This window comes from Frankia sp. CeD, assembly GCF_000732115.1.
GTDB classification, from domain to species: domain Bacteria; phylum Actinomycetota; class Actinomycetes; order Frankiales; family Frankiaceae; genus Frankia; species Frankia casuarinae.
Genome location: NZ_JPGU01000005.1, coordinates 73857 through 87966, shown reverse-complemented (window position 1 = coordinate 87966; position 14110 = coordinate 73857). Strand labels below are relative to the sequence as shown.

Here is a 14110-nt window from a genome sequence, read left to right as displayed (position 1 = left end):
CGACGCATCGGTCCGCCCGCTCGCGGCGAAACTGTCCGACCCACGGCCTAAACTCGCCGCGTGTCCGTCACCACTTCGTCCCCCACCTCGTCTCCGTCCGGGAGCCGCTCGGCAGCGTCCGCCACTGGGGCCACTGGGGCCACTGGGGCCACTGGGGCCACTGCGGCCACTGCGGCCGGCCCGGCCGTGTCCTCGCCGAGTCCCGCGCCATCGAGCCCCGCGAAGTCGACCCCGGCAACGCCCCGGTTGTTGCTGCTTGATGGGCACTCGCTGGCCTACCGTGCCTTCTACGCGCTGCCGGNGGAGAACTTCTCCACCACCACGGGCCAGCCGACGAACGCGGTGTACGGATTCACCTCCATGCTCATCAACGTCCTGCGCGACGAGCGGCCGACCCATGTCGCCGTGGCGTGGGACCTGCCGACCCCGACCTTCCGGCACACCCAGTACGCCGAGTACAAGGCCGGTCGGGGCGAGACCCCGGCCGACTTCGTCGGCCAGGTCAGCCTCATCCACCAGGTGTGCGACGCCCTCGCGGTGCCGGGGGTCAGCGCGCCGGGATACGAGGCCGACGACGTGATCGCCACGCTCGCGACCCTGGGCGCGGCCGAGGGGATGGACGTGCTGGTCGTCACGGGTGACCGTNACGCGCTGCAGCTGGTCGACGAGCGGGTGACGGTGCTGATGACCCGCAAGGGCATCAGTGACATGGTCCGCTTCACCCCCGACGAGGTGCAGGCGAAGTACGGCCTGTCCCCAGTGCAGTACCCGGACTTCGCGGCCCTGCGCGGGGATCCCTCCGACAACCTGCCGTCGGTGCCGGGGGNGGGGGAGAAGACCGCCACCAAGTGGATCCAGCAGTTCGGCTCGCTGGCCGAACTGGTCGACCATGCCGACGAGATCGGCGGGAAGACCGGGGNGNCGCTGCGCGCCCNCCTGTCCGAGGTCATCCGCAACCGTTCCCTGACGGAGCTGTCCCGTGACGTGCCGCTCGACGTCGTCCCCGCCGGCCTGCGGATGCGGCCCTGGGACCGGGAGGCCGTCCACCAGCTGTTCGACACGCTGCAATTCCGGGTGCTGCGGGAGCGGCTCTACGCGGCCCTCGCGATCGCGCCGCCTCCCGCCGACGAGGGGTTCGAGATCGAGCTGACCGTGCTCGGGCCGGGCGAGGTGGCCCGGTGGCTCGCCGAGCACGCCCACAGGGTCGGCCGTACCGGCCTGCACGCCCGGGGCACCTGGGGGCGCGGCACCGGTGTGCTCGCCGGTCTCGCGCTGGCCGCGGCCGGCGGTGCCGCGGCCTGGATCGACCCGACGTTGCTCACCCCCGCGGACGTGGCGGCGCTGGGCGCCTGGCTCGCCGATCCGAACCAGCCGAAGGCCGCCCACGACGTGAAGGGGCCGATGCTGGCCCTGACCGAGCTTGACCTGCCGCTCGCCGGCGTCACCAGCGACACCGCGCTCGCGGCCTATCTGGCTCTGCCCGGCCAGCGGTCCTTCGACCTGGCCGATCTCGTCGCCCGGTACCTGCATCGCGACCTGTCCGCCGACCCCGTCCCGGGCGGCCAGCAGCTGACCCTCGACGGCTCCGGCGAGGCCGACCAGGCGCACGCGGACGCCGTGCGGGCCCGGGCCTGCCTCGAGCTCGCCGACGCCCTCGACGCGGACCTCGAACGCCGCTCCGCCGCCACCCTGCTGCGGGACATCGAACTCCCGCTGGTCACGGTCCTGGCCGGCATGGAGCGGGCCGGCATCGCCGTGGACTCCGAGCACCTGACCGAGCTGCAGAAGCACTACGGCGGCGAGGTCAGCGCGGTCGCCGCGCAGGCCCACGAGATCGTCGGCCGGCCGTTCAACCTGGGCTCCCCCAAGCAGCTGCAGCAGATCCTCTTCGACGAGCTGGGCCTGCCCAAGACCAAGAAGATCAAGACCGGTTACACCACGGACGCCGACGCCCTCGCCTGGCTGGCGGTCCAGTCCGACCATCCGCTCCTGCCGGTGCTGCTGCGGCACCGCGACGTGGCCCGCCTCAAGACGGTCGTCGACTCGCTGATCCCCATGATCGACGATATTGGGCGCATCCACACCACGTTCAACCAGACGATCGCCGCGACCGGCCGGCTTTCCTCCGCGGACCCGAACCTGCAGAACATCCCGATCCGGACGGCCGAGGGGCGCCAGATCCGCCGGGCCTTCGTCGTCGGCGCGGGCTACGAGACGCTGCTGACGGCGGACTACTCGCAGATCGAGATGCGGATCATGGCTCATCTTTCGGGTGACGAGGGCCTCATCGAGGCGTTCGGCTCCGGCGAGGACCTGCACACCTTCGTGGCCGCCGAGGCGTTCGGCCTGCCGGTCTCCGAGGTCGACCCGGAGCTGCGCCGGCGGATCAAGGCGATGTCGTACGGCCTGGCCTACGGGTTGTCCGCGTTCGGCCTCGCCGGGCAGCTCGGCATCGCGCCGGACGAGGCCCGGGAGCACATGGACGCCTACTTCGCCCGGTTCGGCGGGGTCCGCGACTTCCTGCGTGGGGTCGTGGAACGGGCCCGCAAGGACGGCTACACCGAGACGATCCTCGGCCGCCGTCGCTACCTGCCCGATCTGACCAGCGACAACTCCCAGCGGCGGCAGATGGCCGAGCGGATGGCGTTGAACGCGCCGATCCAGGGTTCCGCCGCGGACATCATCAAGATTGCGATGTTGGGGGTCGACCGGGCGCTGTGTGCCGGGGGGTACGCCTCCCGGCTGCTGCTCCAGGTGCACGACGAACTCGTCCTCGAGATCGCGCCCGGCGAGCACGATGCGGTCGAGCGGCTGGTCCGGGCCGAGATGACCTCCGCGTACACCATGTCGGTGCCACTCGACGTGAGCGTCGGCGCCGGCTGCACCTGGGACGACGCGGCGCACTGAGTGTTCCTGTTACTGAGTGTTCCTGTTACCGAGCGTTCCTGTACCCGGATGTCATTTTTGCGCCGAATTACTCCGCTGGCTTCCCGGATTTTCCGTCGTCTCCGGTATCAGTCGAGGAATTGTACCGAACCGTGAAATTGCATCGGTGCCGGGAAGCTGCTGGCTATGATGTCGGTCACGCCGGATCGACGGCTATGTTGGAAGGAAGCCTGACCCGGCCCTGTCGCCGTCGTGCACCGTGATCTCTCGGATGCGGGGTCGTTGCGACACCCGGAGCGACGTCCCGTTCGGTGCGGTTCGTCCCTGTTCGGTCCGCCTGATCCGCTCGGTCCGTTCGGTCGGGCTCATCGCGGGTCAGTGCGGGAGGAAGCGGTTTTTGATCAGCGGGCGTACGTTCGCCGGCCGTCGGCGTTTTCTCGTGGTCACCCCTGCGATCGCGGCGGTGCTCTTCCTGCTCGCCGGGTGCATTCCGGGCTCCCCGGGTTATCTGCGCTGGGGAAACTGGCTGGGTCTGGTGGTCGCGGTCGGTAACGCCGTCGTCGGGCTGGTGGCCAACCCGAGAGGGCGCTGGATTCCGCCCGTCGCCGTCGCCTCGCTCGCCGCCGCGCTCGCCTTCGCGCTGGCGAGCGCGGCGCCCGGCCGGAACGCGGACACATACCTGACCTGGTTCCCGGTGCTGTGCGCCTATGCCGCCCTGGTCCCCGTCGGCTGGGCCGTCGCCGGCACCGCGGCCGTCTGCGCTGCCGTCGTCGCCGGCGTCACCGCCCACGGCGGACTGGCCGAGGCCGCCGCGCCCATGTTCTCCACCATCGCCGCCGTCATGCTCGTGGGCGCGGTGGCGAAGGCCCTGTTCCGTGAGGGCCTGCTGCAGAACCGTTCCGATCCCCTCACCCGCCTGGCCAACCGGGGCGGGACGATGGAAATCGGGCAGTCCGCCGTTGCGAAGATCAATGCCGCGGGGAACGAGGCTGTCCTCGTCCTGGTGGACCTCAACCGGTTTCACGAGGTCAACGATGCGCTCGGTCACCTCGGCGGCGACCAGCTGCTGAGGATGATCGCTGAGACGTTGCCGACCCTGACCCCGAGGCCGGTGTTCGTCGGTCGGGCCGGCGGGGACGAGTTCGCGCTGGTGTTCCGCGGGCCCGAGATCATCCCGGCGCCGCCCGCTTCATCCGTCTCATCTGCCTCGCCCCCCTCATCCACCTCATCTGCTTCACCTGTCTCGCTCGGCCCGTCGGGCGCGCCGGCCGTCCGCGGCCCCCTGCCCGCGGCCATAGCCGCCGGGCGGCGGCGCACCCTGGGCCGGCGGGTCCTCCGCCAGATCCAGGGGCCCTTTCAGGTCTGCGGGGTCGACGTCGAGGTGGACGCCTCGGTGGGCATCGCGGTGGCCCCCCGCGACGGCGCGACCATGGCCACCCTGATGAGCTGCGCCGATGCGGCCCTGCTGCGGGCCAAGCGGGTCGGGGAGAGCGTGGGCCTGTGGGATGCCGGCATCGCCGGGGTGCGGCCCGAGGAGATCGCGTTGAACGCCCAGTTGCGCGCCGCGATCGGCCGCGACGAGCTCGTCCTGTACTACCAGCCGGTCCAGTCAGCTCGGACCGGTGGGATCGTCGGTGCCGAGGCGTTGCTGCGGTGGCGACATCCGAGCCGTGGGCTGCTCCCCCCCGGCGAGTTCCTGCCGATCGCCGAGCGGTCCCCCCTGATCGCGGACCTGACCCGGTGGGTTCTCGACGAGGCACTGCGGCAGTGTGCCGCCTGGGACGCGGGGGGCCTGCACCTGCCGGTGTCGGTCAATCTCTCCCCCCGGATGCTGGTGATCGACGATCTTCCCCGGGTGGTCTCGGACTCGATCGCCGCGCACCGGCTGGCCCCCGACGTCCTCACCCTGGAGATCACCGAGAGCGCCCTGGTCACCCAGCCCGCGCGTGCGGCGACGATGCTGGGTCAGTTGCGCTCCCACGGCGTGGCGCTCTCCCTCGACGACTTCGGCACCGGGTATAGCTCGATGGAGATCCTCAAGACGTTGCCGTTTGACGAGGTCAAGATCGACCGGGGGTTCGTCACGGACGTCCGGGGGAGCCTGCCCGACGCCGCGATCGTGCGTTCCGTGCTCGATCTGGGACATCGCCTGGGGCTGCGGGTCGTCGGTGAGGGCATCGAGGACGAACGGACCCTGACGATGATGGTCGACTTCGGCTGCGATCTGCTGCAGGGAGAGGCGATCTCGCCTCCGCTGCCGGCGGAGCGCGTCCGCGAGCTGCTGCGGACCCGGGCCGCGAAGGCGGGCAAGGTGGTCCCGGGCGGTGACGTTCGATGTCGCCGGGCGTGATGGTCCGAATTACCCGGCTGCGCTGACCTGCCCGGCTGCGCTGACCTGCCCGGCTGCGCTGACCTGCCCGGCTGCGCGGACGACGATGCCGACGGCCTGCCACGCCTCGGAGACGGCCTTCCGCGCGTCCGCACCGAACAGCAGGCCGGCCTGGTGCACGGTCACCGAGGCGAATGCACGGAACGTCGTGTTCGGCCGGATCTGCGGTGCGCGCAGGGTCTCGTACCAGATGCGGCCGGCCTTCTCCCAGGCGTATCCGCCGAGAGCCGTCGCGGCGAGGTAGAACGCCTTGTTCGGGATGCCCGAGTTGATGTGGACGCCGCCGTTGTCGGCGGTCATCCGGACGTAGCGGTCCATGTGGTCCGGCTGGATGTCGTCGCCGAGTACCGGATCGTCGTAGGCGGTCCCGGGGGCCTTCATCGACCGCAGCGCGACGCCTTGGACGGCGTCTGTGAGCAGCTCGTCGCCGATCAGCCAGTCGGCCTGCTCGGCGGTCTGGCCGCGGACGTACTGCTTCACCAGGGAACCGAAGACGTCGCTGATCGACTCATTGAGCGCGCCGGACTGGTTCACATACATCAGCGCCGCCTCGTCCTCGGTGACGCCATGGGTCAGTTCATGACCGATGATGTCGAGCGACGCCGTGAAACGCTTGAACAGCTCGCCGNCGCCGTCGCCGAACACCATCTGGCGGCCGTTCCAGAAGGCGTTCTCGTAGTGGTCGCCGTAGTGCACGGTGGCGAGCAGAGCCATCCCCTCGTCATCGATGGAGCTCCGGCCTAGGACGTCGGAGTAGAACGCGAACGTCGAGCCCAGGCCGTCGTAGGCCTCGTTGACCGCCGCGTCGTCGATCGCGGCGCCACCCTCCTCGCGAACCATCGCACCCGGCAGGATCTCGGTGCCGCCCGCGTCGCTGACGGTACGCNGCGGGCCGGTCTCGGGCGCCGGGCGCGGTGGGACGGCACCGCGCCGCGTCGAGCGCATCAGGGCGTTGTGCACCCGGATGGTGCGATGAGAGGTGTCCTGGAGCAGGGTGGACAGGGCCCGGGAACGCTGCTCCTCGGTGCCGTTGCGGACAATGCGTTCGAGGATGTGGGGTGGGACCGCGCAGGGCAGGGCGTGGCGGGGGCAGGGCATCGTCGACTCCGTAGCGTGAGATGATCGCCGGTGGATTCCCGCGGGCGTCGACGGCCGCGGATGACCCCGGAGTCACCGACCTTGCTACCTGCGACACAGGATGTCCAGAGAGTGCCGGTCCACCGCCTTCTTCTGGCTAGCCGGAAACGTTCCGTTACCACCCTATCCGCGATGCCGGCCGGGCGACCAGCCGGACGATGGGCCGGGCGGGGAACCGGATGCAGTGCGGAGCCGACCCCGACGGCGCAGGAGCGTCCGCGCCCCCAGCTGGATGATCGCCAACGTGAGGCTGCCGAGGATCAGGAAGGTCATGTTCTCGTCGAGCCAGGTGACGACGCCGTGCATCCATGGCGTCACGGCACGCGCCGCCGTCAGGTAGAGGGCCGAGGACAGCAGGGAGCCGGGAACCAGGAAGCGCAGGAACCGGCGCAGCGGGACGTCGCCGGCGCCGAGCGCCGCGTCCACCGCCGCGTTGGTGTTCAGCAGGCAGAACCACAGCAGCGGGCGCTGGGTGCCGCGGCGGGACAGCGCCGCCACGACGCGGCCGGTGCTGATGCGCCGTAGGAGCACCGAGCGGATGTTGTTGCGGGCCAGACCGAAGTAGCCGACGTCGATCAGCCCGCGGAAAAACGCGGCGATCAGCAGGGCGGGAACGAACGGCACCGTGCCGCCGACCAGCAGCAGGATCGCCCACGTGGGTCGCAGCGCAACGAGCAGCAACGGTGCCGAACCGGCGAGCGCCGGTGCCAGCGCGAGGCCGAGGGCACCGAGACCGAGCAGCGTGCCGGTGAGCAGGGCCGGCCAGAGCCGGTGCGCGACCGGGGCAACCTCCATCCGCACAGTCTGCCAAGTACGCGAGCTGCCAAGTACGCGAGGGCGCAGCCGGGCGGACCGGCTGGGTGGCTGGCTCCGGGAGCTGGCAGACTCGGCGATGTGTTCACAGTAGGTCTGACGGGTGGCATTGGTTCGGGCAAGAGCGCGGTGTCAGCGTGCCTCGCGGCCCGGGGCGCCTTGCTGATCGACGCCGACCAGGTCGCCCGGGACGTGGTGGCGCCCGGCACCCCGGGGCTCGCCGCGGTCCTGGCGGAGTTCGGCACCGAACTGGCGAACGCGGACGGCGGCCTGGACCGCGAGGCGCTCGGCCGGATCGTGTTCGCCGATCCCGCCGCCCGCGGCCGGCTCGAAGCGATCGTCCATCCGCTGATCCGCGAGGAGACGGCGCGGCGCATGGGGGAGGTGTCACCGAGCGGAATCGCCGTGCACGACATCCCGCTGCTCGTCGAGGTGCACGCCGAGGGCACCTACGACGTGGTGCTGGTCGTCGAGGCGCCGCGGGAGCTGCGGCTGCACCGCCTCGAGGGCCGCGGCCTGCCCCGCGACCAGGCGCTGGCGCGGATGGCGAACCAGGCCACGGACTCCCAGCGCCGGGCCGCTGCCGACATCGTGGTGGACAACGGCGGGAGCCTGGACGACCTCGACGCCCGCATCGAGGAGGTCTGGCAGGATCTGCTGGCCCGCCGCGACGCCAAGGCCACCGCCAAGGCCACCGCCAAGGCCGAGACCGTCGCCAGCGGCACGGATACTGCCGCCAGCGGCACGGACACCGCCGCCCCAGCCGGCTGATCGTGGCAGGCCGGCGCTCACGGCATCACTGCACGCCGGCGGCGCCCATGCCACGCAGCTCCTTCTTCAGCTCGGCGATCTCGTCGCGCAGCCGGGCGGCCAGCTCGAACTGCAGCTCCTTCGCCGCCTCGTGCATCTGGTCGTCGAGCTGGCGGATAAGCTGCGCGAGTTCGTGGGAGGGCAGGCCGGCGAGTTCGGCGGCGTACCGGCCGACGGCGCCCTCCCTGCCGGCGCGCGACTTCATCCCCGGAACCGGGGCCTTGCCGCGGGACTGCGATCGGCCGCCGCCGCCAATCAGCTCGCCGTCGGCCGACTGGCGAACCATGTCGTCGAGGATGTCGACGACCTTCTTGCGCAGGGGCTGGGGATCCAGCCCGCGCTCGGTGTTGTAGGCGATCTGCTTCTCGCGCCGCCGGTTCGTCTCGTCGATGGCGCGGCGCATCGACGGGGTGATCGCATCCGCGTACATGTGGACCTGCCCGGACACGTTACGGGCGGCCCGGCCGATCGTCTGGATCAGTGACTTGTCCGAGCGCAGGAAGCCCTCCTTGTCGGCGTCGAGGATGCTNACCAGCGACACCTCTGGCAGGTCGAGACCCTCGCGGAGCAGGTTGATCCCGACGAGCACGTCGAACTCGCCGCGGCGCAGCTCGGTGAGCAGCTCCACCCGGCGCAGGGTGTCCACCTCGCTGTGCAGGTACCGCACCCGGATGCCGAGTTCGAGCAGGTAGTCGGTGAGATCCTCGGCCATCTTCTTGGTCAGCGTGGTGACCAGGACCCGTTCGTCCCGCTCGGCGCGCAGCCGGATCTCGTGGACGAGATCGTCGATCTGCCCCTTCGTCGGCTTGAGCACGACCTCGGGGTCGAGCAGGCCGGTAGGCCGGATGATCTGCTCGACGACGCCGACGGACCGGCCCAGCTCGTAGGGGCCCGGGGTCGCCGACAGGTAGACCGTCTGGCCGATGCGCTCGAGGAACTCCTCCCACCGCAGCGGGCGGTTGTCCATGGCACTGGGCAGCCGGAACCCGTGCTCGACGAGGTTGCGCTTGCGGGACATGTCGCCCTCGTACATCCCGCCGATCTGCGGGACGGTGTTGTGCGACTCGTCGATCACCAACAGGAAGTCGTCGGGGAAGTAGTCGAGCAGGGTGTGCGGCGGGCTCCCGGCCTCGCGGCCGTCGATGTGCCGGGAGTAGTTCTCGATGCCCGAGCAGAACCCGACCTGGCGCATCATCTCGATGTCGTAGGTGGTGCGCATCCGCAGCCGCTGTGCCTCCAGCAGCCTGCCCTGCCGCTCCATGGTGGCCAGCCGCTCGGCGAGCTCCGCCTCGATGCCGGCGATCGCCCGCTCCATCCGCTCCGGCCCGGCGACGTAGTGCGTGGCCGGGAAGACGTAGATCTCCTCCGCCTCGCTGACGACCTCCCCGGTCAGTGGATGCAGGTAGGTGAGCCGCTCGATCTCGTCGCCGAACNTCTCGACTCGGACGGCGAGCTCCTCGTAGACCGGGAAGATCTCCACCGTGTCCCCCCGGACCCGAAACGTCCCGCGGGTGAAGGCGAGGTCGTTGCGGGTGTACTGCACGTCAACGAAGCGGCGCAGCAGCAGGTCCCGCTCGATCTCGTCGCCGACCCTCAGCCGCACCATCCGGTCGATGTACTCCTGCGGTGTGCCGAGGCCGTAGATACAGCTGACGCTCGCGACCACGACGACGTCCCGACGGGTGAGCAGGTTCATCGTCGCCGAGTGCCGTAGCCGCTCCACCTCCTCGTTGATCGAGGAGTCCTTCTCGATGTAGGTGTCCGTCTGCGCGATGTACGCCTCGGGCTGGTAGTAGTCGTAGTACGAGACGAAGTACTCGACGGCGTTGTGCGGCAGCAGCTCCCGGAACTCGTTGGCGAGCTGCGCGGCGAGCGTCTTGTTCGGGGCCATCACCAACGTCGGCCGCTGCAGGCGCTCGACCAGCCACGCGGTGGTCGCGGACTTTCCGGTGCCGGTGGCGCCGAGGAGGACGACGTCGGACTCGCCGGCCCCGACCCGCCGGGCCAGCTCGTCGATGGCGGCAGGCTGGTCGCCCGACGGGGAGAAGTCGGACACGACCTGAAACGGCGCCCGCGTCCGCTCGATGTCGATGGTGGGCCGTTCGAACGTTGTGCTCACGGCTTCTAGCACACCACAGGCCTCCGACAGTTTCCGAATCTCGATGTTGCCGAACTTCGATGTTGCCGAACCTCGGCAACGAAATCGTCGGCAAAGTCGCGGACTCCCTGCGGTGTCTGCCGGGACGTTGACGGGCAGGCTATGCGTTGAGCATGTATGACACCCGGTCGTGACCGCGGCCCGGTGAAGGCGAAAGGAGCTCTGAGCGGACATGNCCNCCCACGACGCCNCCCGACGGGGACATCTCCCGCCGATCACGGTGCGTCCGGGACTGGCTGTCTCGGTGGCGATCGTCACTGTCCTCCTCTCCGCGATCACGCTGCCGGCCACCGTGCCCGGCCGGCCCGGATTCGCCTACCTGTCCGGCGGTCTGATCGGGGCGGGCTTGCTCGTGGGCGTCCTGCTGGCCGCCGATCTGATGCGGGCCCGGTCGGCCCGTCGGTCGGGGGTGACCGTTCTCGGCATCACCCTCGGCGCCTTCGGAAGCCGGCTGGTCCTGGCCGGTGCGCCCGACCGCTCCGCGGGCGTGGCGGTCGCCCCTCACCCGACAACCCCTCACCCGGCCGCCCACCAGCCGGCACTCCACGGTATCGATCTCGCGCCGCCGCCCGTGGCGGCCCTCGATCCCACGCCGGGGACGGGCACCCAGGTCGGCACCCAGGTCGAGGCGCGGATCGCGCGGGCCGGCCTGCTCGTCACCGCTGCCGCCGGGGCCCTGCTTGTCGTGCTCGGTGCCCTGGCACCCGCCGGCACCTGGGAACTGGCCGGCGAGGTGGCCCTGTGGGTGGGTACCTTCGCGCTGCTGGTGACCCTCGTTGACGTCCTTCCCTCCCCGCGCAGCTCCGGCGGCCGGCTGATCGCAGCCCGGGTGGAGCGCCGCACTGGCAGTCGTGCGCGCGCCGAGCAGGCCGCGGCCCGCGCCGGCGTGATCACTGGCTGGTCACTGATCGCCGTCGGGTTGGTCGGGTCGTTCCTGGTCGGGTTCGTCGCGCTGTGGGCTGTCCTGCTGGGTTGGTTGGCGCTGGGCACCTCCCGGTTCGCCCAGGCGCAGCAGCGGACCTACGTCGCGCTGGAGGGTCTGACCGTCCGGGACGTGATGAGCCCGCCGCCGCCGCCGTTGTCCGCCTGGACGACCGTCGCAAGCGCGCTGGACGAGGTTGTACTGCCGTCGCGGAGGGCGGTGTTCGGAGTCGAGGACTTCGACGGATCCCTCGCCGGGGTGGCGCTGTTGCGTGACCTCGCCGCCGTGCCGATGGACGATCGAGGTCTCGCCCGGATCAACCGGGTCATGATTCCGCTGGAGATGGTTGCCACCGCCCGTCCGGACGAGCAGCTGACGGACGTCACCGGCCGGCTTCTGGAGCGGCCGGCCGCGGGCTGCGTCGCCGTCATTGGCGCCGCCCCGGATGACGGTCGCCTTCGCCTGATCGGAACGGTGGGCCCGGTGGAGCTGAAGCAGGCGGTGGAGACCGCCCCGCTGCGCGGGCGCGCCACCACGGTCCGCCCCGCCCATCCCGGCGGCTTCTGGCGCTGACCGCCCGCCGTGGCGGGCACCCGACTCCGCTGGAGATCATCTGTGTACGTGCCCCCCTGGGCTTGGGCCGCCTTCGTCGGCGTCCTGCTCACACTCCTGACCATCGACCTGCTGGCACATCGTCGGGCTCACGTCATCGGCTTTCGCGAGGCCGCGTGGTGGAGCGTTCTGTGGGTCTCGCTGGGCATCGGATTCGCCGGTGTCATCTGGGCCTGGCAGGGCCCGGGGCCCGCCGGCGAGTACGCCGCCGCGTGGCTGCTGGAAAAGAGCCTGTCCGTCGACAACCTCTTCGTCTTCGCGCTGATCTTCTCTTATTTCAAGGTGCCTCGCGCCTACCAGCACCGCGTCCTGTTCTACGGTGTGCTGGGAGCGCTTGTGCTCCGTTTCCTGTTCATTGCGGCCGGCATCGCGCTGCTCGAACGGTTCAGCTTTGTCATCTACGTCTTCGGGGCTTTTCTGCTCTACACGGCGGTCACGATGCTCCGGGGCGACGGCGTCGAGATGGATCCGGGCCGAAGCAGGGCGGTCGCGCTGCTTCGCAAGGTCATTCCGGTCACCGACGACTATCAGGGGCAGCGTTTCGTGTTTCGGCGTGCCGGGAAGCTGGTCGCCACGCCGCTACTGGCCGTCCTCGTCGTNATCGAGACCGCCGACGTCCTGTTCGCGTTCGACTCGGTGCCCGCCGCGCTCGGTGTGACCGACAAGGTGTTCCTGGTCTACACGAGCAACGCCCTGGCCATCCTGGGGCTGCGGTCGTTGTTCTTCCTGCTCTCCGGTCTGATGGAACGTTTCCACCACCTGGCGACGGGGCTCGCGTTCATCCTGGCCTTCATCGGCGTGAAGATGTTGCTCACCGACGTGTGGCACCCGCCGATCGCGCTGTCGCTCGGTGTCATTGTGGTGACATTGATCGTGGCCATCGTCTGGTCGCTGCGCACCNCCCCGCCGGCCCCGCGGTCCGTGGCCGAGCCGGAGGGGGTAACCAAGCCGGAGGGGGTAGCCGAGCCGGGGGGCGTGGCCGAAGGCTCCCAGGAGGTGCCCCGATGACCGGTGGGCGGGTGGCGAACCGGGCCCGGTTCGCCACTTGCCCGGAAACATATCGAGGAATGGTGTCGCGACGCGCCGGGAACGAGGATGCCTGACAGTCCTGGCTCAGCGGTTATGCTGGCTCCGGCGGGTACTGCGGTACATTCGGTGCACATCCAGCCGCCGGAACGTATCTCTCTGACGTGGGCGAGGAGACGCGCGGGCGGGAATACTCGACGTTCCGGGACCGATCGTGTGTACTCGTTCGGTGTGAGTCGTGGTCCTTTCTTGCCGATTCTTCCCGAAATTTCGCAGCTCGTTGCGGGCGTACTAGCCGAAGGCGGATGATGCACAGGCTGTTGGCGGTCGTCGTTTCTCACGGGGGATCGACGTCTCTGTACCGGTTGCTGACCACACTGGATGCCATGGCGGAATGTCGGGTGTTTCTGGTAGAAAATGATGGGAAATCCCGACATGATGCGTTGCCGGACGGTGTGCGCGTGGTCCAGGGGCACGGGAACGTCGGATACGGCACCGCGGTGAACCTCGCTGTCCGCCGTGCCCTGGAGGACGGGCTGCGGCCGGAGTGGATCCTGGTGGTCAACAGTGACGTGACGGTCCCTGCCGACACCGCGACGATGATCCCGAAGCTGCTCGCCTGGGCCCCGTCGTCCGCCGACGTGGTCGGCTTCCCGATCCGCGGCACGGCGGGCGAGCGGGGACGGGCGAGTGCCGTCCTGCCGCGCCCGCGGACGAACGCCTACACGGCGGTACGGGGCGAGATCGCCGCGGTGGAGAGGTGGCCGGAACTGCGCTATCCGGTCGGCGCCTTCTTCGCCGTCCGCTCGGAGATTTTCCTACGGCTGGGCGGATTCGACCCGTCGTACTGGATGTACTACGAGGAGACGGATCTGTTCGCCCGGTTGCACGCCGCGGGTGGGCGCATCGTCTGGGCGGACGACGCCTGGCCGGTCGTTCATGTGGGCGGGGAGACCGTCGGGCGGTCCGGGCTGCTGTACGCCGAACTCGGCCGGTCGGCAGCCACCTATGCCCGGCGGCACCGTCACGACGTGGGCCGGTCGTGGACCGCGGTGCACGCGGCCCAGTTGACCGTCCTCGCCGCGCGCAAATTGGCCGTGGGCCGGTCGCACGACGCGTTGCGCGCGGTCCGGATCCTCTCCGGGCTGGTGAGCGGGCTGGCCCGGCCAGGCTGGGAGCCCGCGGTCAGCTCACGGTGGCACGCCGTCCCGGCCGAGACGCGGCTGCGTCTCGGCCATCTCCGCCCGGTCCCGCGGACGCCGCGGCAGCGGCAGGACGATCTGATCGATGATCTCGCCGACGGCTCCCCCGGCTCCTCTGGCCAGCGGACGTAGCGCCAGCATCACCTCGTGCCGGA

General features: G+C 70.3%; 9 protein-coding genes. 6 read left to right on the top strand and 3 right to left on the bottom strand.

Annotation, left to right across the window (positions count from 1 at the left end; all coding sequences use genetic code 11):
- Window positions 1-186 precede the first annotated feature (186 nt).
- On the top strand, window positions 187-2907 hold the full coding sequence (gene polA / locus CED_RS05390; protein WP_035908923.1) for a DNA polymerase I: 2721 nt from the start codon (window positions 187-189) through the stop codon (window positions 2905-2907).
- Between the two features lie 250 nt (window positions 2908-3157).
- Entirely contained in the window at window positions 3158-5236 is a 2079-nt protein-coding gene (locus tag CED_RS05385) for a bifunctional diguanylate cyclase/phosphodiesterase (protein ID WP_011436061.1), read from the top strand.
- 9 nt (window positions 5237-5245) lie between these two features.
- On the opposite strand, the gene CED_RS05380 is transcribed toward CED_RS05385, so the two are convergent.
- Together CED_RS05380 and CED_RS05375 are read right to left on the bottom strand one after the other, a co-directional pair.
- Entirely contained in the window at window positions 5246-6373 is a 1128-nt protein-coding gene (locus CED_RS05380) for a M4 family metallopeptidase (RefSeq protein WP_035908919.1), read from the bottom strand.
- A 162-nt stretch (window positions 6374-6535) separates the two neighbouring features.
- Window positions 6536-7207 (bottom strand): hypothetical protein, encoded by a 672-nt coding sequence (locus tag CED_RS05375; protein ID WP_011436063.1) that lies wholly within the window; start codon window positions 7205-7207, stop codon window positions 6536-6538.
- Window positions 7208-7306: 99 nt separating this feature from the next.
- Between CED_RS05375 and coaE the strand changes: the two genes are divergently transcribed.
- Window positions 7307-7996 (top strand): dephospho-CoA kinase, encoded by a 690-nt coding sequence (gene coaE, locus CED_RS05370; protein ID WP_011436064.1) that lies wholly within the window; start codon window positions 7307-7309, stop codon window positions 7994-7996.
- 25 nt (window positions 7997-8021) lie between these two features.
- Here the strand turns inward: coaE and uvrB are convergent, their stop codons facing one another.
- Window positions 8022-10154 carry an excinuclease ABC subunit UvrB gene (uvrB, locus tag CED_RS05365; protein WP_035909009.1) on the bottom strand — a complete coding sequence of 711 codons (2133 nt, stop codon included), beginning with the start codon at window positions 10152-10154 and terminating at the stop codon, window positions 8022-8024.
- Window positions 10155-10365: 211 nt separating this feature from the next.
- Here uvrB and CED_RS05360 point away from each other — a divergent pair, with 211 nt between their 5' ends.
- The 3 genes from CED_RS05360 to CED_RS05350 all read left to right on the top strand — a co-directional run bounded on the left by CED_RS05360 (window position 10366) and on the right by CED_RS05350 (window position 14087).
- Window positions 10366-11688: a peptidase M50 gene (locus CED_RS05360; protein ID WP_035730300.1), complete on the top strand. Its 1323-nt coding sequence runs from the start codon at window positions 10366-10368 to the stop codon at window positions 11686-11688.
- 42 nt (window positions 11689-11730) lie between these two features.
- Window positions 11731-12735: a TerC family protein gene (locus tag CED_RS05355; protein ID WP_035730298.1), complete on the top strand. Its 1005-nt coding sequence runs from the start codon at window positions 11731-11733 to the stop codon at window positions 12733-12735.
- A gap of 326 nt (window positions 12736-13061) precedes the next feature.
- Entirely contained in the window at window positions 13062-14087 is a 1026-nt protein-coding gene (locus tag CED_RS05350; protein ID WP_023841696.1) for a glycosyltransferase family 2 protein, read from the top strand.
- The last annotated feature ends 23 nt before the right edge of the window (window positions 14088-14110 follow it).